The organism is Escherichia whittamii, assembly GCF_014836715.1.
Lineage (GTDB): Bacteria > Pseudomonadota > Gammaproteobacteria > Enterobacterales > Enterobacteriaceae > Escherichia > Escherichia whittamii.
Genome location: NZ_JACSQI010000001.1, coordinates 267,346 through 287,686, shown reverse-complemented (window position 1 = coordinate 287,686; position 20,341 = coordinate 267,346). Strand labels below are relative to the sequence as shown.

Below are 20,341 nucleotides of genomic sequence, written 5' to 3'. Positions count from 1 at the left end.
AAACAGCGACAAAAACCCGCTCAACACCGCTTCAGATCATAAAGTTTTCTACCGCCAGGCCGACAACCTGAGTATCCGGTCTGGAGGGAAGAGAAACCATGTTAAAACGTATTAAGATCGTGACCAGCTTATTGCTGGTTTTGGCCGTTTTTGGCCTTTTACAACTGACATCAGGCGGTTTGTTCTTTAATGCCTTAAAAAATGACAAAGAAAATTTCTCCGTTTTACAAACCATTCGTCAGCAGCAATCCACGCTGAATGGCAGCTGGGTCGCGTTGTTGCAGACACGTAATACCCTCAACCGTGCGGGTATCCGCTACATGATGGATCAGAACAATATTGGCAGCGGTTCAACCGTTGCCGAGCTGATGCAGAGTGCCAGTATTTCGCTGAAACAGGCGGAAAAAAACTGGGTGGACTACGAAGCGTTGCCGCGTGACCCGCGTCAGAGCACAGCCGCAGCGGCAGAGATCAAACGTAATTACGATATTTATCACAATGCGCTGGCGGAGCTGATCCAGCTGTTAGGTGCAGGCAAAATCAACGAGTTCTTTGAGCAGCCGACCCAGGGATATCAGGACGGTTTCGAGAAGCTGTATATGGCTTATATGGAGCAAAACGATCGTCTCTACGATATTGCCGTCAGCGATAATAATGCTTCCTACAGCCAGGCGATGTGGGTGCTGGTGGGCGTGTTGATCGTCGTGTTAGCCGTCATCGTGGCTGTCTGGTTTGGTATTAAAGCCTCGCTGGTAGCACCAATGAATCGCCTGATCGAAAGCATTTGTCATATTGCTGGCGGGGATTTGGTAAAACCCATTGAGGTGGATGGTTCTAACGAAGTAGGACAACTGGCTCAGAGTTTGCGCCATATGCAAAGTGAACTGATGCGTACTGTCGGAGATGTTCGTAACGGCGCTAATGCCATTTATAGCGGTGCCAGCGAAATTGCCATGGGTAATAACGATCTCTCATCACGTACTGAGCAGCAAGCGGCTTCACTGGAAGAGACTGCGGCCAGCATGGAGCAGCTGACTGCAACGGTGAAACAGAACGCCGAGAACGCGCGTCAGGCCAGTCATCTGGCGTTAAGTGCTTCTGAAACCGCGCAACGTGGCGGCAAGGTCGTGGATAACGTGGTGCAGACGATGCGCGATATCTCAACCAGTTCGCAGAAGATTGCCGATATTATCAGCGTTATCGATGGTATTGCCTTCCAGACCAATATTCTGGCTTTAAACGCGGCGGTTGAAGCGGCGCGCGCGGGTGAGCAAGGGCGTGGTTTTGCGGTAGTTGCGGGGGAAGTGCGTAACCTGGCGCAGCGTAGCGCCCAGGCGGCCCGTGAAATTAAAAGCCTGATTGAAGATTCAGTGGGTAAAGTGGATGTCGGATCTACGCAGGTCGAAAGTGCCGGGGAAACCATGACAGAGATTGTCAGCGCCGTAACACGCGTTACTGACATTATGGGAGAAATAGCTTCTGCTTCTGATGAGCAAAGCCGTGGCATTGATCAGGTTGGTTTAGCTGTTGTCGAAATGGATAGGGTAACGCAACAGAACGCCGCGTTAGTGGAGGAGTCTGCCGCCGCCGCCGCCGCGCTGGAAGAGCAGGCCAGTCGCCTGACCGAAGCAGTGGCAGTGTTCCGGATTCAGCAGACGCAACAGCAGCAACAGCAGCGTGAAACATCGGCTGTGGTAAAAACCGTGACGCCAGCTACGCCGCGTAAAATGGCCGTGGCAGATAGCGAGGAGAACTGGGAAACATTTTAATCGCCATAAAAATGCCCGATAAGCAAAATGTTATCGGGCATAGGGAGATTAATCTTTCCGTGGGTCGTTGATCGGCTGACGAACCAGGAAGATGTACGCCAATGCCCCCGCTGCGGTGACGCAACCGCAGATGATTAGTGCCAGACGGAATGAGTGGGTGGTATCAACAATAAAACCAGTAATGATCGGCGCGAAAGAGGCGCAGATGAAGCTGGCAAAGTTCTGGATACTGCCCACCGACGCAGTCATGCGAGAAGCAACTGCGACGTGGATCAATCCCCAGCAGGATGTTCCTGCAAAGTGAATACAGAACAGTGCCATACCAATCAGCAGAACCGCTGTCATGGATGTTGTCGCTTGCGGTACGACCAGCGTAAAGGCGGCAGAACAGAACATCCCGGCAATAATGCAGATCTTACGGCTTTTAATCGGAGCCATTCCCCCTTTGACCAGCCAGTCAGTAACGTAACCGTTGACCAGCATCCCGGCAGCCCCAAACAGGAAAGGGATAGCCGCCATCAACCCTGTGCTTTTTAAATCCAGGTTATAGGCTGTTTGCAGGTAACCAGGAAGCCAGGCCAGGTACAGCCACGCAGTGTAGTTGATGCCACTGAATCCGAGCATCATTCCCCACATTGTGCGGTTACGGAACAGGCTGCGCCATTCGGCAAAACTGAGCGGATCTCGGCGGGCATTGACACTACCAGCATTGAGGTAAGCTTGTTCAACGGCAGTCAGTTCTACGTGCTCGCGGTTGCGATAGAGCATATACCAGCCAATGGCGAGAAAAATCCCCAGCACACCAATGGTAATAAACATCCCACGCCAGCCCATCACCAGCATCATCGCCGCCAGAATCGGTGGGCTTACGGCAACGCCAATGGTAGAAGCTGCGTTGAAGAAGCCCATCGGGCGTCCGCGCTCTTTGATGTTGAACCAGTCATTAATGACTTTTACACCGCATGGGTTCATCGGCGCTTCACCAATTCCCATACCGATACGCACCAACACGAACTGCGTAAAGCTGTGCACCATGCCAGACATTGCCTGGAACAGTGACCAGAAGAACATCCCAAGTCCCAGCATCAGGCGCGGGCCTTTACGATCCAATAGTGGGCCGCAAGGAAGTTGCGCAATCCCGTAAGCGAGTGAAAACACGGAGAGCAAAGCGCCGATTTCGGTGGCACTTAATCCCAATTCTTCACGAATCGTTAAATTTGCTACCGACAACGAACTGCGGTCGAGATAATTGATTACCGCCGCAAAAAATAATAACAACATGGCGGTGGTTTGAATGCGTTTAATTCGGGTACTGCGTTGAACTAATCCATCTGGTGGCACGGGAATATCTGCCGACGAAGATGGAGTAAATGAAGAACGCGGATCGAGGGTGATATTTTCTTTTTCCACGCCGGACTCCTGTATTTATAATTTTAATTGTTTACGTAATTGTGCATTACGCAAGGTTGACATTAACGGCAGGTTAAAGTTTTAGGACTTTACTACCGCTCACAAAAACATTTTTAGTCGACTGATTGTGAGCATAGGTAAGCGGGAATTTCCCGGTATTTATCTTTTGATAAAACCGTGCACCCGCTAATAGTTTGCTGTTTTTAATCCGTACTTAATGAGCATAACGCGTGTTCTCATTAATGGATCGAATCATTGATTGTTTAGCTGAATTCAAATGGTTACGGAGCGCAAGGGTGGCATCAAGGTCACTGCGGCAAATCAGAGCGCTGAGAATGGTCATATGCTCATCGACGGCAATGATATTGCGCTGTTTAAGATCGCTTTCGTCCCATTGATAGTGAAAATGAAAGATGACTGAGATGATCTCAAGCGATTGATCAAAAAAGATATTGTCGGCAGCTGAAAGCAGTAAGGAGTGAAAATCTCTGTCAAGTTGCGAGAACATGCGAAAGCTATTGCCGATGTTGTCACGCAGTAGCCGATGACGTTCGAGCATGGTTTTCGCCTGCAGCCAGCGGGGATCATGATCAGGCAGGTTGAGAAAGTGCTGAAGTGAATGTGTTTCGAGCATTTCGCGTAGCTCAAACAGCTGCTCAGCGTAGGATTGCTCGAATTGCTTCATGCTCCACTGGCCGCGCTTTTCGCTTTGAATAAGATTATAACGGCCGAATTTTAAAAGATATTCTCTTACTACAACCGGGCTGACACCCGCGGCCCGAGCCAGTTGCAGTTCAGAAAAAGTTTCCCCAGGGCGTAACTGGCGCTGGTTTATCATCGTGAAAAAAGCCTGCTCAAACACTTTGTTTTGTTCACTCATTGAAGCGGTAGTACAGGCGAAACCGTCATCATGGTCAGGTTTACGCGCAATAACATAGTCGTTTCCAACCTGCGTTAAGACGCCGCATTCGCGTAAGTGGCTGAGAATATGACGCACTGTAGTGCGGCTGATGTTGTACATTTCCGCCAGCGCACTTTGCGATGGAAGTGGGGAAGGGATATGACCCCGCGCTATATCATCAATGACCTGGTTAATCACATTGTGGCGTAAATTTTGTGAACGACTCATATTTTTCTCCTTGTGAGTCCATTAAAACCCGATTTAAAACATTTTTATGCGTGTGTTTTCACAAAACAGATTTTCCGTTCCGCTGCCATTTTTCATTTTCATTGATATCTAAGGCAACAAAAAATGGAGAGCCGAATCATGTCTACGATGAATGTTTTAATTTGCCAGCAGCCGAAAGAATTAGTCTGGAAACAACGCGAGATACCTATTCCGGGTGACAATGAAGCATTAATAAAAATTAAGTCTGTCGGGATTTGCGGTACCGATATTCATGCCTGGGGTGGAAATCAACCATTTTTTAGTTATCCACGGGTTTTAGGCCATGAAATATGTGGGGAGATTGTTGGGCTGGGTAAAAATATTGCTGATCTTAAAAATGGTCAGCAAGTTGTTGTGATCCCTTATGTTGCCTGTCAGCAATGCCCGGCGTGTAAAAGCGGTCGTACCAATTGCTGTGAAAAAATTTCAGTCATTGGCGTGCATCAGGATGGCGGTTTTAGTGAGTATTTGAGCGTGCCGGTGGCGAACATTTTGCCCGCAGACGGTATTGACCCGCAGGCGGCAGCATTGATTGAACCTTTCGCTATTAGCGCTCATGCGGTGCGTCGCGCAGCCATTGCTCCCGGCGAGCAGGTGCTGGTGGTCGGGGCGGGGCCAATCGGTCTGGGCGCGGCGGCAATCGCTAAAGCCGATGGCGCACAGGTGGTGGTGGCGGATACCAGTCCGGCGCGCCGTGAACATGTGGCAACGCGTCTGGAGTTGCCCGTGCTGGACCCATCAGCCGAAGATTTTGACGCGCAGCTGCGGGCGCAGTTTGGTGGTTCGCTGGCGCAGAAAGTGATCGACGCGACAGGTAATCAACATGCGATGAATAACACCGTGAATCTGATTCGTCACGGCGGCACGGTGGTATTTGTCGGCCTGTTTAAAGGTGAGTTGCAGTTCTCTGATCCGGAATTCCATAAAAAAGAAACGACGATGATGGGCAGCCGCAACGCCACGCCGGAAGATTTCGCTAAAGTCGGTCGACTTATGGCGGAAGGGAAAATCACTGCCGACATGATGTTAACCCATCGCTATCCGTTCGCCACGCTGGCAGAAACCTACGAGCGCGATGTGATTAACAATCGTGAGTTGATTAAGGGTGTAATTACTTTCTGATAAGGCGAGATTATTAAAGTTGCCATGCAGCGTCCGGGGAAGTGTTGGGCGCTGTTTTTTTCTGTTTCTCAATGATGTTTTGTAGGCCGGAGAAGGCGTTTACGTCGCATCCGGCATTATGTCCTCAATGTTGGATGCGACGCTTGCGCGTCTTATCCAACCTACAAATTAGTCAGGAATTACCCTTCACGTTCCACCACTTTAATTTCCACCATGCCGATCCCGAGCTTACGCGGCGAGTGTCCGAGGATATTCCCTTCGTTGGTTGAGACAGGTTCCGGCGGCACAATTACCAGTGTGTCGGCATCGGTTGGGTTATCGAAATGCAGTGTGGTGGTGGTCACTTCATTGCCCAGCACAAGGGTTTGTTCTTCATTGCCTACGCGTACCGGAATAGGACGGCTGGCGTTATTGCCGTATGCTTTGGCGGTAATCACCAGGTCAAATTTCTTCGGCAGCGGATGCTTGTACTCGATTTTCACTTCATCGCCTAGCTGCGCGTTGGACCAGCGCCCCCACGACTCCGGACGGGAAATCCCGCTAAACTGTTTCACTTCTTCCGGCGCACCTGCGACGTTAAAAATGAAACTGTCGGCTTTGTAGCGAATATCGTTATCAACAATCTTCAGCGTATCGACATTGCCTTTGTAGCGTTCCATATCGATGACGGTATCTTTAAATGCGGTTTTGCCCTTCCACGTCGTTTTATCAACATGCTGAACAATTTGCTGGCCACCAAGCTGCCCCTGGGAAACACACCAGTCAGTGGAGAGTGCCAGCTCCGGCGCCCATAGCTGCGCCATCTTGTAGCAGCGATCAACCCAGACGAAATTGTCGCGCGGAGCGAAATCGGCCAACTGGAAACGAAGTGGTGCAGAATATTCGCTTTCTGGCAGTGGTTCTACGCGTTTATCTGACACGCGTAACAGCAGTGGCAGACGGAAATGGGTACCCGAGAAGGCGATCATGTTTTTATTCTGATCGATGGTGAACTCTTTCATCTCGGTGGGGAATTTCCACAGACGAATGATATCGGGCTTCCACGCCAGCACTTTCTCTTTAATGTTGAGGAACACTTCCGACATTGATTGACCAGAGAGGCTACTACGCCCAAGGCCAATAAAGTTATCGCCGCCCAGAATATCCAGCACCGTCGCGCCGTTATCCATGGTGTTGCGTTTCACCGCCAGCGTCTCTTGCTGTGGCTTGTCGCCACGGATGACGAAAAACAGGTTGTTACGATCCTGTTTATTAAGGTATTTCCACGCCGTGTTGTTCATCGCCAGGTGGTCAGAAGAAACCACAATAACGGTGTCCTTAAACCACGGGGAGTTTTTGATTTTGTCGATAAACGCGGCGATGTTCTCCTGGCTGCAACTTACCGCGCTGAATGACTGGTTCGGTTTACCATCAAAGTCATACTTTTTACGGTTACAGGTACGAGAGATAAAACCATCCGGGTGATGGGTATCAACCGTCAGAGTAAACAGTGAGAATCGCTGACCAGAGCGGGAAAGCTCTTCAAACTTTTTCCAGGCTTCATCCAGCACGGTATCGTCGTAGAATCCCCAGTCGTTACGATAATGCGGGTCCGCCACCACGCTTTTCAGCTCTTCTGCACCATACAAATGGTCAAAGCCGTGTGATTTCAGGAACACATCTTTACCCGCAAAACGCAGGTTAGCCCCTTGCACAAAATAGTTCTGATAACCTGAGTTTTTCAGGATATCGCCAAGACAAATGTTCTGCGGGAAGAAGCTGGAAACCGAGGCAGAGGCGTTGCCTTCGAATGGAGCAAAAAGCGGAATGCCGCATTGAGAAGCCACCATGCCCGCGATAGTGTAATCCGTTCCCGGCAGCTGCTGCGTGTGGCTGAAATCCAGCCCTTCATTTTTCAGCGCGCCCAGTTCGGGAGTGAGATCCGGGAAAGCATTGTTGTCAAAATAGGTGCGTTCGAGGCTTTCTCCGTAGATATAAACCAGGTTAAGTTTTGGCTCAGGGATGGTTTTCGACGGTTCTTTATAATAAGCCGCAAAGTCAGGATCGCCGTCGCGTGACTGGGATTTTACCAGCTCCGTTATCTGGCGAAACGCCGGGCTGGCGTCTACAGAACCCAGCGCCAGTAAGAGCGCCAGCAGGCTGTAGCCAAAATGGTGAGGATGATGACGGCGTCGGCGTAGGATCCAGCCCAGCGCGCCGAAAACTACTGCCAGCGCCAGCACGATCCCAACTCCCGGCAGGATATATTTACTGACGCCAGCACCGGTCAGGCTGTTAGTTAAGGTATAAAGCACCGCGTCGTTAATGCCGTCGCCAGTAAAATAGTCACTGGCAAACAGGGTAATGTTTAAAACGACAAATAGCCCCAGCACCGTTAACGTGGCGGCAAACCACCAGGTGTTACGTCCCGCTTTCCATGCGTATATCAGCACAGAGGCGAGAAACAGGGCGAAAGAGAATAGTTCTGACAACGGGCGATCCTCACTAAACCAGGCTGTTTAGCCGATGTTTAAGATTTTTTGAGAAACACAATGTAATGGGGCTGCCATATTGCTGCAATTCTAGTGTCAAAAAAATGCGATGTTGTTAGGAATTAGTTTATAAACAGACTTTTTTGCGCAAGAAAGCTTCCCGTATACCAGAGGGAAAGACGCCCAGAAACAGGGAAAAGAGCGGGGAGGGGCCGCGTTAGCTTGTTAACAGCTAAAACGCGGCGTTATGCGGATCAGGAAATAAAGTTCAGACCTTGCTTTAACACCAGATCGCAGGCTTTGGTTTTTACCTTTTCTGCCAGAGGAGTCGTACCGATGTTATCCAGATTAAGCTGCTGACCATCTTTGGTTTTTAGCAAACCCTGAATGCCATCCAGATAGTTGGTATCTTCTTTCTGCTCTTCGTTGTTCAGGCCCAGCTTTTCCAGGACCTGATTTTTGATGTTTTCCGCATCGGTAACTGAAGCCAGCTTTTGCTTCGCGCAGTATTACAGAATGCCTGCGGCATTGTTCATGTTGTCTGCGCTTAACGCCTGGTTGCCGCTACTAAGCAGATTAGTTAATGAAGAGAGCGACCAACCGCCTCCCTGTGAGGTGCTATTTTGAGTGCTTAACTCGCTGGCGGCGCTGGAAAGCGCATCTTTCCAGGATGCGGCATGTGCTCCGGTGGAAATCAACGCGCTGGCGGCAATGGCACAGCACAGCAGGTGTTTAACAGTTTTCATCATCATTACTCAAGGTGAAATTGTGTCGCAGTATAACGCCGGAAAGGAGGATTAATACTCTTTGCCCGTTACCCGGCTACGATAACTGTCCCAATTAAAAATAACCCACAGACTGTTACCCAGGCGCATACGATCCATGACGCGCTCGCCCAGTAACTTGGTCATCTCTTCCATATTGCTGTTGGTCAGCATCCCGGTTGGGCGTTTGGAAGAAGAGCGGCGATCGACGATCTGGTTGATGATCACTTTTTCGTATTTCGATTCGGTCTGCACGCCGATCTCATCGATCACCAGCAGATCAACGTTGCTCAGATCGTTAAGCAGTTGCTCTTCGCTGGTACCGCTATTTCTGAAGGTATCTTTCATCGCCGACATAATATCGGCCACGGTAATTATCAATACCGATTTGCCGCGTAGCAGCAGTTCGTTGCAGATTGCCGCCGCCAGATGGTTTTTGCCGGTTCCCGGCTTGCCAGAAAAGATGAAGCTGGCGATGTTACCGTCAAACTCTTCGACATACTGGCGCGCTTTGCTCAACGCATTCATCTGCCCTTCGCACTCAACGCGATAGTTCTCAAAGGAGCAGTTTTGATGCAGTGGACGAATGCCGGAGCGGTTAAAGGTACGCTGCATTTTCATCGCCCGATTCTCGCGCTCAAGAGCGGCGGCGCGGAGCGCCCCTTGTTCTTTCTGCCACGCCAAAAGTTCTTCACCCGTTTTGAAGGCAGGTTTGATATGGGCAGGCATCATTTTTTGCAGACGTTGCATCAGGTCGCCAACGTTTTTCATCGTTACCCTCTGAATCCCGGTGGAATTTGGCTGTCAGGTTCACTGACTGTGTTCACATCTCGTTTTGCTAATCCGCCATTGCTGGCACGGCCGATTTGCAGACTGCGCGCCAGTTTTTGTTGCCACTGCACATGATGGAAGACTTTGCCTTCCGCCTGCCAGTAAGAAATAAATGACGCCAGTTCTTCGGCGGTAACCGGCTCTCTTAGCGCCACGCCCCATAATGCCGCCTGACGGATAAAGTCGGTATCGGGTTGCCAGTCTGGGTACATGGCGAATTTACCCATGGGTACAGCAACGGGAGCGGCTTGCGGTTCCTGATAGAGTTGATCGTCCAGGGCCACGTCACTTCCCGGACGCGTCAGTTTTTCTTCCAACGCCAGCAGTTCAGCAAGACGCGCAGGCGTAACGGCATAAAACGCCGGAGCGTTGTTGGCAAATACGGCAACCATGCCGCCTTCTGCTTTTGCCAGAACGGTTTGGTGATCGTGTACCAGGGCGTCAATACCAACGACGTCCGGGGTCAAAACTCTGGAAGACATACTGTTTCTCAATATGGAACGATGAACGAGAAGGGAGATTACTTTTATAGTAACACACGGATGAGGCCAGGCAGCCTCTCATCCATGTGCTTTAAGCGAGGCAATTTTATACGCGGGGGCGCTTGCGGTACAACCACAATCCAGGAACGGAAAGGCCGATGGATAACGCGCCAACAATTGATGAAGCTGTAAGGAAGTTAGTTAACAGGGTAATCATTAACGACTCGCTGTAACCTAACTGACTGATTTTTACCGCTGAAATCATTGCTGTATACGCCGGGATGCCCGGGAACATGGGAATAACGGCTGCCACGGTAAAGACTTTCGGATGCGCCAGATACCAGCGCGACCACTGAATACCAATGGTACCGACCAGTAGCGAAGCCATAAACGTCGACCACTCAATATTGAGTCCGGTAGTCATTAAAATCATTCGCGAACCATGACCCATCGCGCCAAGCAGCGCACACCAGCGTAATGCCCGGATTGGCACGTTGAACACCATCGCAAAGCCGACCGCAGGAATTGCGGCGAGGATCATATCCTGCGCCAACGCTAGCAGAAATTCGATCACACCCATCCGCGTAGCCCCCAAATTGTGAGTGCCATCACCACGCCAACGCAGGTTGCCAGCGTCAGCAGACTGGCAATCGCCCAGCGTGCCAGTCCGGTATTTATATGACCTTTAAACATATCGGCTACAGCATTTATCAACGGAAAACCCGGTACCAGTAAAAGAACACTGGCCGCCATTGCCACAGTAGGCGTATGACTGAATGTCGGTAGTTGTAGAAGGAGGCCGGAAATTGTGGTGGCGGCGAAGGCAGTGATGCAAAAGTTTATTTGTGGATGGAGGTGGCGTTGTGCCAGTAGCTGGCGGATATACATGGCGATCATACTGGCGAAGAATGTAATCAACGCACCATCCCAACCACCGTTATTCAGTTTACAGAAACAGGCGCAAGAGAGTCCCACCATCAAAGCGACCAGCCAACGCGGATAGCGCAGGGGATGTATTTGGCTAAAACGTTTCTCAACACCTTTGTAATCCAGCAGATGATGCTCCGCCAGAATCACAATGTGCTGGACTTCAGTCACCACATGCATATTAATGCCGCGATCGTGGTTTTTACGTGTCGATGTGAGACATTGACCATCTTTAATGGTTGTCAGCACTATGGCGTTCGAAGAGATAGAGCTTTCGACGCAGTCCATCCCTAACGCCCGACCCAGTCGTGAGGAAAGCTCATCAACCAACGCACTTTCCGCACCATGTTGCAAAAGAAATAACCCACACTGGATACAAAGCCGTGTTACGGCTCGCTGTTGCTCAGTTTGCATAACTCGCCCTTTGTCATAGACGTGTTGCGTATTTTTCAAAAAATGAGAACCCTTTTGTATCACGAAGTATGGCTGTTTTGACGTTGGTTAAGATCAAAATTGCGCTGATTAATCCAGGTTGCGGTGATTAGTTCGCTGACGGGAGGCGATGCGAGTTTTGGGTTGAATAAATAATTTTATGAATATTATCATTAAAACGAATATGTCGTTTTATTTTTACGCGTTTGAGTAATGGCTGGTGAAATCAACTTTTCGGATACTGGCAAGAAATACCCTTCAGTTTTTATTGGTTTTTTTCTTGATATTCTGACTAAAGGCTTTTTATTTTACTTTCATTCGTTATTTTAAATCATATCTTAAACTGATTGAATTTGAGGGTTTTGATTAAGTATTTCTAACAACATAATTTAGATATTTTAAATGTGTCAGAGGTATTTTTCCAGGTTATTATTTGATGCTAGTCTCCTGAAACATACAAAGGATTTTTTGTGTGGCTGGGGTAAACTGATATGAAGTGAATGCTAAGGATAAATTATTCGCTCAATCTATTAATTTATTGGAATCATTTAAAGGATGAATGTCCGGAATAAACCATCATAATTTATAGACAGTGGATGTGGAGGATATATGTTGCCAGGATGCTGCAAAAATGGAATTGTTATCAGTAAAATACCCGTTATGCAGGCAGGGTTAAAAGAGGTCATGAGGACTCATCTCCCTGAATACGATATAACGAGTAGCGCCTCTGCGGAGGAGCTGACCATATTACAATTACGTCGTGCTGAGTTAGTTATTGCCGATTTAGCCGGACAAACAGAAGACCCGCGTTCTGTTTGTGAACATTACTATTCATTGATCTCACAATACCGGGAAATTCATTGGGTTTTCATGGTTTCGCGAGCCTGGTACTCTCAGGCGGTGGAACTGCTTATGTGTCCAACTGCGACGTTGCTGTCCGATATCGAGCCCATTGAGAATCTGGTCAAGACCGTTCGTTCCGGTAATGTCCATGCCGATCGCATCAGCGCCATGCTGACTTCGCCTGCAATGCCGGAAATCCAGGAATTTGGTTATCGCACCGTGATTCTTACCCTTTCTGAACGCAAAGTACTGCGGCTGTTAGGTAAAGGATGGGGCATCAACCAAATAGCTTCATTGCTTAAGAAAAGCAATAAAACCATCAGCGCACAAAAAAACAGTGCGATGCGTCGGCTGGCAATTCACAGTAACGCTGAGATGTATGCATGGATTAATAGCGCACAGGGGGCAAGGGAACTTAACTTGCCTTCTGTTTATGGAGATGCCGCGGAATGGAACACAACCGAATTAAGAAGAGAAATGTCGCACTCATAGAAAAATGCGTCATGAGCAGTATCGGTATTGAGAGTTTATTCAGAAAGTTTGCGGGTAATCCTTATAAACTCTATATGTATACCAGCCAGGAGGCTTTTCAGGATGCTATGTCGCGGGTTTCATTTGCGGCGGTTATTTTTTCTTTTTCTGCCATGAGAAGTGAGCGCAGAGAAGGATTATCGTGCCTGACTGAGCTGGCGATTAAATTTCCGCGTACCCGACGTTTGGTTATTGCAGATGATGATATTGAAGCACGGTTGATTGGCTCATTGTCGCCTTCTCCTTTGGATGGTGTGTTAAGTAAAGGATCGACGCTGGATGTTTTTCACCAGGAGCTGTTTCTTTCATTAAATGGTGTTCGTCAGGCGACCGATCGACTGAACAACCAGTGGTACATTAATCAAAGCCGGGCGCTGAGTCCGACGGAGAGGGAAATATTACGGTTTATGTCGTGTGGCTACTCAATGACACAAATTGCCGAGCAGCTTAAACGCAATATTAAAACGATCCGTGCGCATAAATTTAATGTGATGTCGAAACTGGGCGTCAGTTCTGATGCGGGGTTGTTGGAGGCCGCAGATATTCTCTTATGTATGCGGATTTCAGAAACAAGTAATGTGTTGCATCCATATTAATCTGTTTAATGCCGGGTTTATCCTCCCGGCAGTGTTTTTATTTCAGCGTACAATCCCCACACTGTTGCACATCCGGTAAGCGATAACGCTGGCAGCAGGTGCGGCGCACCAGCAGGCCGTCGCGCAGCACCACGGTACGCCAGAGTGGATTATCTTCACCGGTAGTAAGCGTTTTCTCAAAGAACAGGGCATGGCGGAGCGATTCAACTAACGCCTCGCCGAGCAACGGCTTCATCTCGGTCAGATACCAGTTAATCAAATAACCGGTATTACTCCAGATGAGTTTGCCGTTAATTTCACCTGTCGCTTCTAATGCCTGCACTACCGGGACAAGCGCCTGGCTGATTAACTTTTCCATTCGCTGCTGTGGTGAATGCGGTGTTGCGTTTTTGTCTTCACACACATCGACCCAGAAACAGGCGGCGCGCCCGGTTTCGTGAAACTCAACGTGGAAATGTTCCGGGGAAAGATCTAACGCTTTATCCTGCGTCAGCAATGCCAGCATTAATGGCGGTACCATCAGGCCGATATACCATTGCGCCCACAGTGAGATCAGCGGTTTGTTCTCGCGGATCATCAAGGGTTGATTGCGGTAGATATGATCGGAATAGACAGCCAGCAGAGAACTTAACGCATTCGGTGATGACCATTGCGCCAGCGTCATGGCGCTATGCGGGGCGGGTTCATCCAGGCGGATAAACTCCAGCAAATGTTGACGATGTTCCGCAATCGTCGCACGTACCGCTTGTGCAAGCGTCGGATCTTGCGGCTTGAGATGCGTTCGCCAGATAACATCTTCAAAAAGCGTTGCGGAACGATAGGTCATAATCGTGATAGTAATCTAAATGATAATGATTGCTAATACTAATGATGGGTTTACCCGATAGCAAGTGATTTCTCTGGCTTGCAAATGATAAAAATTATCATATGATATTGGTTATCATTATCAATGAAAGAGATTAAACCATGTTGCAACGTATGCTGGGCAGTGGCTGGGGAGTGTTGCTGCCGGGATTGCTGATTGCAGGGCTGGCATATGCGGATTTATCGCCGGATCAGTGGCGGATTGTCATTCTGATGGGATTAGTGTTGACGCCGGTGATGCTGTATCACAAACAGTTACGGCATTACGTTTTGCTACCATCGTGCCTGGCGCTTATTTCTGGCGTCATGCTGATGATAATGAGCGGGAATCAGGGATGATAAAGCAAAGAAGAAACAAGAGAGGAAGTAAAGATAATTGGTGCGAGGGGGGGGACTTGAACCCCCACGTCCGTAAGGACACTAACACCTGAAGCTAGCGCGTCTACCAATTCCGCCACCTTCGCATACCATCAATTCTTAAAAAAGAATTGCTACCACGGAGGCGCATTCTAGTGGTTTTCAGCTTTTCGTCAATAGTTAATTATCGCCTGATGTGTAATTGCTGGAAAAATGGCCATCAGGAGGCGAACGTGCAGGTTTTGTCGGTCGGATAAGGCGTTCACGCCGCATCCGGTATGGCATGCGGGTGCAGATGCCAGATGCGACGCTGGCGCGTCTTATCTGGCCTACAAAGGGCTAACGTACAGGTTTTGCAGGTCGGATAAGGCGTTCACGCCGCATCCGACATGGCATGCGGCGAGATACTTAACCTTTCTTCGCCTGGCGGGTCATAATGGCGCGATACACCTTGAAGCGCCCGGTTTGCGCGATCACTTCGTGGAAGCCAAATGTCTCATCCAGCACGTTCGGATAAGGCAGGAAGGCGTTCGCCACAATCCGCAACTCACCGCCGCTGTTAAGATGACGCACTGCGCCACGGATCAGCGTTTGTGCGGCATCAAGGCTGGTTTGCATCCCATCGTGGAACGGCGGATTGGAGATGATCATATCAAAGCGACCTTTCACCTCGGAAAAGACGTTGCTGGCAAAGACTTCACCTTCAATGCCGTTGGCCGCAAGTGTCGCACGGCTGGCTTCTACCGCTGGCGCAGAGACATCGCACAACGTGAGACGAATTTTCGGTGAATGGCGCGCAAAGGCAACCGAAAGCACACCCGCGCCACAGCCGACATCCAGCACTTTACCTTTCGTGTGCGGGGTTAACGTCGAGAGCAGTAGCTGGCTACCGACATCCAGACCGTCGCGGCTAAACACGCCCGGCAGCGTTTTGACCGTCAGGCCATCAACACTGTATTCGCCCCAGAATTTATCGGCATCAAACACCGGCTGCTTTTCCAGACGACCAAAATAGAGACCACAGCGACGGGCGCTGTCTACCTTATTTAACGGTGCATAGTCTGCCAGCATCTGCTCGGCGCTTCTCACGCCGCTGCGGTTCTCGCCAACGACAAAAACATCCGTCCCCACTGGCAGCAGAGAAAGTAAATTCATCAACTGGAACTGGGCTTCCGGTTTGTTCTTCGGCCAGTAGTAAATCAACGTATCACAATCTGCGACGTCATCCGCCGTTGCCACCAGGCTAAAACGGGCGTTATCTCCCATCTGGCGACTTAACACCTGCCAGTGGTGGAATTGCTGGGTATGAGCACGGCTGGCCGCGGTATCTAAACGCGCGGGCAGGTCATCCTGTAAGTCTCCGGCAAACAGAATACGGCTTTTTTCGAAATCATCACTGTGGCGCAGCAAGACTTCACTTGCCGGGGTAAATGCAGACATGGAATGCTCCTCAATTGATACTGGCGGCGATTATAGTCATTTGTTGGCGCGGTTTCGACGAATTTGCTATATTTGCGCCCCTGATAACAGGAGCGATTCGCTATGACATCCCGACGAGACTGGCAATTACAGCAACTGGGCATTACCCAGTGGTCGCTGCGTCGCCCTGGCGCGTTGCAGGGAGAGATTGCCATCGCGATCCCGGCACACGTCCGTCTGGTGATGGTGGCAAACGATCTTCCCGCCCTGACCGATCCACTGGTGAGCGACGTTCTGCGCGCATTGACCGTCAGCCCCGATCAGGTGCTGCAACTGACGCCTGATAGGATCGCGATGCTGCCGCAAGGCAGTCGCTGCAACAGCTGGCGGTTGGGTACTGACGAACCGCTGTCACTGGAAGGCGCTCAGGTGGCATCACCGGCGCTCACCGAATTACGGGCTAACCCAACGGCACGCGCCGCGTTATGGCAACAAATTTGCACATATGAACACGATTTCTTCCCTCGAAGCGACTGATTTACCTGCGGCTTTCCACATTGAACAACGCGCCCACGCCTTTCCGTGGAGTGAAAAAACGTTTGCCAGCAATCAGGGCGAGCGTTATCTCAACTTTCAGTTAACGCAAAACGGCAAAATGGCGGCGTTTGCAATTACGCAAGTGGTGCTGGATGAAGCTACATTGTTCAATATTGCGGTCGATCCTGACTATCAGCGTCAGGGACTGGGAAGGGCGCTGCTGGAACATCTGATCGATGAACTGGAAAAACGCGGTGTGGCGACGCTATGGCTGGAAGTCCGTGCTTCAAACGCTGCCGCCATTGCTTTGTACGAAAGTTTAGGCTTTAACGAGGCGACGATTCGCCGCAATTACTACCCCACCACGGACGGTCGCGAAGACGCCATCATCATGGCGTTGCCAATCAGTATGTAAGACAAGGTGGAATAATGAAGTGGGACTGGATTTTCTTTGATGCCGATGAAACGCTGTTTACCTTTGACTCATTCACCGGCCTGCAGCGGATGTTTCTTGACTACAGCGTCACCTTTACCGCTGAAGATTTTCAGGACTATCAGGCCGTTAACAAGCCACTGTGGGTGGATTATCAAAACGGCGCGATCACTTCATTACAGCTTCAGCACGGGCGTTTTGAAAGCTGGGCCGAACGGCTGAACGTCGAGCCAGGTAAACTCAACGATGCCTTCATTAATGCGATGGCGGAAATCTGTACGCCGCTGCCGGGTGCGGTTTCCCTGCTTAACGCCATTCGTGGCAACGCCAAAATCGGCATCATCACCAACGGCTTTAGCGCCTTGCAGCAGGTGCGTCTGGAACGCACAGGTTTACGTGATTATTTCGATTTGCTGGTGGTTTCCGAAGAAGTTGGCGTTGCCAAACCGAATAAGAAAATTTTCGATTATGCGCTGGAACAGGCGGGCAATCCTGACCGTTCACGCGTGCTGATGGTTGGTGACACCGCCGAGTCCGATATTCTCGGTGGCATCAACGCCGGGCTTGCGACTTGTTGGCTGAATGCGCACAATCGCGAGCAACCAGAAGGCATCGCACCTACCTGGACCGTCTCTTCGTTGCACGAACTGGAGCAACTCCTGTGTAAACACTGATTGCCTCCCCCCCATTGATGGGTAAAATAGCCGCAATTTTTCGTTTTCAACAAGCGCGGCGCGATGCCGCTTACTCAAGAAGAAAGAATTATGACGTTGTCTCCTTATTTGCAAGAGGTGGCGAAGCGCCGCACCTTTGCTATTATTTCTCACCCGGACGCCGGTAAAACCACCATCACCGAGAAGGTGCTGCTGTTCGGACAGGCTATCCAGACCGCCGGTACAGTAAAAGGCCGTGGCTCTAACCAACACGCCAAGTCGGACTGGATGGAGATGGAAAAGCAGCGTGGGATCTCCATTACCACGTCAGTGATGCAGTTTCCGTATCACGAGTGCCTGGTTAACCTGCTCGACACCCCGGGGCACGAAGACTTCTCGGAAGATACCTACCGTACCCTGACCGCGGTGGACTGCTGCCTGATGGTCATCGACGCCGCAAAAGGTGTAGAAGACCGTACCCGCAAGCTGATGGAAGTTACCCGTCTGCGCGATACGCCGATCCTCACCTTCATGAACAAACTTGACCGTGATATCCGCGACCCGATGGAACTGCTCGATGAAGTTGAAAACGAGCTGAAAATCGGTTGTGCGCCGATCACCTGGCCGATTGGCTGCGGCAAGCTGTTTAAAGGCGTTTACCATCTTTATAAAGATGAAACCTATCTCTATCAGAGCGGGCAAGGCCACACCATTCAGGAAGTACGCATTGTTAAAGGGCTGAATAACCCGGATCTCGACGCTGCTGTTGGTGAAGATCTGGCGCAGCAACTGCGTGACGAACTGGAACTGGTGAAAGGCGCGTCTAACGAGTTCGACAAAGAGCTGTTCCTTGCGGGCGAAATCACTCCGGTGTTCTTTGGTACTGCGCTGGGTAACTTCGGCGTCGATCATATGCTGGATGGCCTGGTGGAGTGGGCGCCTGCGCCGATGCCGCGTCAGACTGATACCCGTACCGTAGAAGCGAGCGAAGACAAATTTACCGGCTTCGTATTTAAAATTCAGGCCAACATGGACCCGAAACACCGTGACCGCGTGGCGTTTATGCGTGTGGTATCCGGTAAATATGAAAAAGGCATGAAGCTGCGCCAGGTGCGTACCGCGAAAGATGTGGTGATCTCCGACGCGCTGACCTTTATGGCGGGCGACCGTTCTCATGTGGAAGAAGCGTATCCGGGCGATATCCTCGGTCTGCACAACCACGGCACCATTCAGATTGGCGACACCTTTACCCAGGGCGAGATGATGAAGTTCACCGGTATTCCGAACTTCGCGCCGGAACTGTTCCGTCGTATCCGCCTGAAAGATCCGCTGAAGCAAAAACAGTTGCTCAAAGGGCTGGTACAGCTTTCCGAAGAGGGCGCGGTGCAGGTGTTCCGTCCGATTTCCAACAACGACCTGATCGTCGGCGCGGTTGGTGTGCTGCAGTTCGATGTGGTGGTATCGCGCCTGAAGAGCGAATACAACGTCGAAGCGGTGTATGAGTCGGTCAACGTCGCTACTGCCCGCTGGGTAGAATGTGCGGATGCGAAGAAATTCGAAGAGTTCAAGCGTAAGAACGAAAGCCAACTGGCGCTGGATGGCGGCGACAACCTCGCTTACATTGCCACTAGCATGGTTAACCTGCGCCTGGCGCAGGAACGTTATCCGGACGTTCAGTTCCACCAGACCCGCGAACATTAATTCTTGCCTCCAGGGCGCGGCAACCGCCGCGCCCTGTCAATTTCCCTTCCTTATTAGCCGCTTGCGGAATGTTCTTAAAACATTCGCTTTTGCTTATGTTTGCTTGTTTTTTAGGCGATGCGGCGAGCGGTTTCAAAATTGTGATCTATATTTAACAAAGTGATGACATTTATGACGGCTTTAAATACCGATCAATGCGTAGATATCAGTATTTAAAACCGTTACCTGTCATCCGATTGATATTAATAACTGATTCAGAGGCTGTAATGGTCGTTATTCATCACTCATCGCTTTTGTGATGACGGCCATTGACTTCTGTAGAGGGTGAAGACTCTCCCTATTCAGCAATGCAACCTCGTGTTGCCTGGCTCAAATTACGAGCAAACATACAGGAATAAATCGATGACTATGACAAGACTGAAGATTTCGAAAACTCTGCTGGCTGTAATGTTGACTTCTGCTGTAGCGACAGGTTCTGCCTACGCGGAAAACAACGCACAAACTACCAATGAAAGCGCAGGGCAAAAAGTCGATAGCTCTATGAATAAAGTCGGTAATTTCATGGATGACAGCGCTATCACCGCGAAAGTGAAGGCGGCCCTGGTGGATCATGACAATATCAAGAGCACCGATATTTCTGTCAAAACCGATCAAAAAGTCGTGACCCTGAGCGGTTTCGTTGAAAGCCAGGCCCAGGCCGAAGAGGCAGTGAAAGTGGCGAAAGGTGTTGAAGGCGTGACCTCCGTCAGCGACAAATTGCACGTTCGCGACGCTAAAGAAGGCTCTGTGAAGGGCTATGCGGGTGATACCGCCACCACCAGTGAAATCAAAGCCAAACTGCTGGCGGACGACATCGTCCCTTCCCGTCATGTGAAAGTTGAAACCACCGACGGCGTGGTTCAGCTCTCCGGAACCGTAGATTCTCAGGCACAGAGCGACCGTGCTGAAAGTATCGCCAAAGCGGTAGATGGTGTGAAAAGCGTTAAAAATGATCTGAAAACTAAGTAATTCGTCGTAATTCGTCCTCCCGA

General features: G+C 50.1%; 19 protein-coding genes, 1 tRNA gene and 1 pseudogene. 10 read left to right on the top strand and 11 right to left on the bottom strand.

Annotation, left to right across the window (positions count from 1 at the left end):
• Positions 1 to 98: 98 nt before the first annotated feature.
• The gene (gene tsr, locus H9644_RS01315; protein ID WP_105289203.1) at positions 99 to 1,769 is read left to right on the top strand and encodes a methyl-accepting chemotaxis protein; all 1,671 of its coding nucleotides are present in this window, start codon (positions 99 to 101) and stop codon (positions 1,767 to 1,769) included.
• 48 nt (positions 1,770 to 1,817) lie between these two features.
• Here tsr and H9644_RS01310 read toward each other — a convergent pair whose 3' ends face one another.
• Entirely contained in the window at positions 1,818 to 3,179 is a 1,362-nt protein-coding gene (locus H9644_RS01310) for an MFS transporter (RefSeq protein ID WP_000410144.1), read from the bottom strand.
• A gap of 214 nt (positions 3,180 to 3,393) precedes the next feature.
• Positions 3,394 to 4,308, bottom strand: a complete 915-nt coding sequence (locus H9644_RS01305; protein ID WP_064530246.1) for a GntR family transcriptional regulator — start codon at positions 4,306 to 4,308, stop codon at positions 3,394 to 3,396.
• Positions 4,309 to 4,446: 138 nt separating this feature from the next.
• Between H9644_RS01305 and lgoD the strand changes: the two genes are divergently transcribed.
• The gene (gene lgoD / locus H9644_RS01300) at positions 4,447 to 5,469 is read left to right on the top strand and encodes an L-galactonate oxidoreductase (protein ID WP_053273433.1); all 1,023 of its coding nucleotides are present in this window, start codon (positions 4,447 to 4,449) and stop codon (positions 5,467 to 5,469) included.
• A gap of 179 nt (positions 5,470 to 5,648) precedes the next feature.
• Here the strand turns inward: lgoD and opgB are convergent, their stop codons facing one another.
• From opgB to H9644_RS01270, 6 genes and pseudogenes are all read right to left on the bottom strand, one after another.
• Positions 5,649 to 7,940 (bottom strand): phosphatidylglycerol--membrane-oligosaccharide glycerophosphotransferase, encoded by a 2,292-nt coding sequence (gene opgB, locus H9644_RS01295; RefSeq protein WP_191772782.1) that lies wholly within the window; start codon positions 7,938 to 7,940, stop codon positions 5,649 to 5,651.
• Between the two features lie 254 nt (positions 7,941 to 8,194).
• A pseudogene (gene yjjA, locus H9644_RS01290) lies at positions 8,195 to 8,689 on the bottom strand (DUF2501 domain-containing protein YjjA).
• Positions 8,690 to 8,737: 48 nt separating this feature from the next.
• Entirely contained in the window at positions 8,738 to 9,475 is a 738-nt protein-coding gene (gene dnaC, locus H9644_RS01285) for a DNA replication protein DnaC (RefSeq protein WP_064530248.1), read from the bottom strand.
• 2 nt (positions 9,476 to 9,477) lie between these two features.
• Positions 9,478 to 10,017: a primosomal protein DnaT gene (gene dnaT, locus H9644_RS01280; RefSeq protein WP_064530249.1), complete on the bottom strand. Its 540-nt coding sequence runs from the start codon at positions 10,015 to 10,017 to the stop codon at positions 9,478 to 9,480.
• A gap of 106 nt (positions 10,018 to 10,123) precedes the next feature.
• The gene (locus H9644_RS01275) at positions 10,124 to 10,597 is read right to left on the bottom strand and encodes a threonine/serine exporter (RefSeq protein WP_064530250.1); all 474 of its coding nucleotides are present in this window, start codon (positions 10,595 to 10,597) and stop codon (positions 10,124 to 10,126) included.
• The gene (locus H9644_RS01270) at positions 10,588 to 11,358 is read right to left on the bottom strand and encodes a threonine/serine exporter family protein (RefSeq protein WP_064530251.1); all 771 of its coding nucleotides are present in this window, start codon (positions 11,356 to 11,358) and stop codon (positions 10,588 to 10,590) included. The genes H9644_RS01275 and H9644_RS01270 overlap by 10 nt, the downstream gene beginning before the upstream one ends.
• Positions 11,359 to 11,985: 627 nt before the next feature.
• On the opposite strand from H9644_RS01270, the gene H9644_RS01265 reads away from it, so the two are divergent.
• Positions 11,986 to 12,711, top strand: a complete 726-nt coding sequence (locus tag H9644_RS01265; protein WP_064530255.1) for a helix-turn-helix domain-containing protein — start codon at positions 11,986 to 11,988, stop codon at positions 12,709 to 12,711.
• Positions 12,669 to 13,346, top strand: a complete 678-nt coding sequence (gene bglJ / locus H9644_RS01260) for a DNA-binding transcriptional activator BglJ (RefSeq protein ID WP_064530252.1) — start codon at positions 12,669 to 12,671, stop codon at positions 13,344 to 13,346. The genes H9644_RS01265 and bglJ overlap by 43 nt, the downstream gene beginning before the upstream one ends.
• Before the next feature lie 37 nt (positions 13,347 to 13,383).
• Here bglJ and fhuF read toward each other — a convergent pair whose 3' ends face one another.
• Positions 13,384 to 14,172, bottom strand: coding sequence for a siderophore-iron reductase FhuF (gene fhuF / locus H9644_RS01255; RefSeq protein WP_191772780.1), 789 nt, complete (start codon positions 14,170 to 14,172; stop codon positions 13,384 to 13,386).
• 140 nt (positions 14,173 to 14,312) lie between these two features.
• On the opposite strand from fhuF, the gene H9644_RS01250 reads away from it, so the two are divergent.
• The gene (locus H9644_RS01250) at positions 14,313 to 14,549 is read left to right on the top strand and encodes a DUF1435 domain-containing protein (RefSeq protein WP_064530254.1); all 237 of its coding nucleotides are present in this window, start codon (positions 14,313 to 14,315) and stop codon (positions 14,547 to 14,549) included.
• Between the two features lie 38 nt (positions 14,550 to 14,587).
• Here H9644_RS01250 and H9644_RS01245 read toward each other — a convergent pair.
• Positions 14,588 to 14,674, bottom strand: a tRNA-Leu gene (locus H9644_RS01245).
• Positions 14,675 to 14,975: 301 nt separating this feature from the next.
• On the bottom strand, positions 14,976 to 16,007 hold the full coding sequence (rsmC, locus tag H9644_RS01240; RefSeq protein WP_064530401.1) for a 16S rRNA (guanine(1207)-N(2))-methyltransferase RsmC: 1,032 nt from the start codon (positions 16,005 to 16,007) through the stop codon (positions 14,976 to 14,978).
• 102 nt (positions 16,008 to 16,109) lie between these two features.
• Here rsmC and holD point away from each other — a divergent pair, with 102 nt between their 5' ends.
• The 5 genes from holD to osmY all read left to right on the top strand — a co-directional run bounded on the left by holD (position 16,110) and on the right by osmY (position 20,318).
• Positions 16,110 to 16,523: a DNA polymerase III subunit psi gene (gene holD / locus H9644_RS01235; protein ID WP_064530400.1), complete on the top strand. Its 414-nt coding sequence runs from the start codon at positions 16,110 to 16,112 to the stop codon at positions 16,521 to 16,523.
• On the top strand, positions 16,492 to 16,938 hold the full coding sequence (gene rimI, locus H9644_RS01230; protein ID WP_064530399.1) for a ribosomal protein S18-alanine N-acetyltransferase: 447 nt from the start codon (positions 16,492 to 16,494) through the stop codon (positions 16,936 to 16,938). Before holD ends, rimI begins: the two co-directional genes overlap by 32 nt.
• A gap of 14 nt (positions 16,939 to 16,952) precedes the next feature.
• Positions 16,953 to 17,630, top strand: coding sequence for a pyrimidine 5'-nucleotidase (gene yjjG / locus H9644_RS01225; protein WP_064530398.1), 678 nt, complete (start codon positions 16,953 to 16,955; stop codon positions 17,628 to 17,630).
• 90 nt (positions 17,631 to 17,720) lie between these two features.
• Entirely contained in the window at positions 17,721 to 19,310 is a 1,590-nt protein-coding gene (prfC, locus tag H9644_RS01220) for a peptide chain release factor 3 (RefSeq protein WP_064530397.1), read from the top strand.
• A gap of 402 nt (positions 19,311 to 19,712) precedes the next feature.
• Positions 19,713 to 20,318: a molecular chaperone OsmY gene (gene osmY / locus H9644_RS01215; RefSeq protein WP_001295748.1), complete on the top strand. Its 606-nt coding sequence runs from the start codon at positions 19,713 to 19,715 to the stop codon at positions 20,316 to 20,318.
• The last annotated feature ends 23 nt before the right edge of the window (positions 20,319 to 20,341 follow it).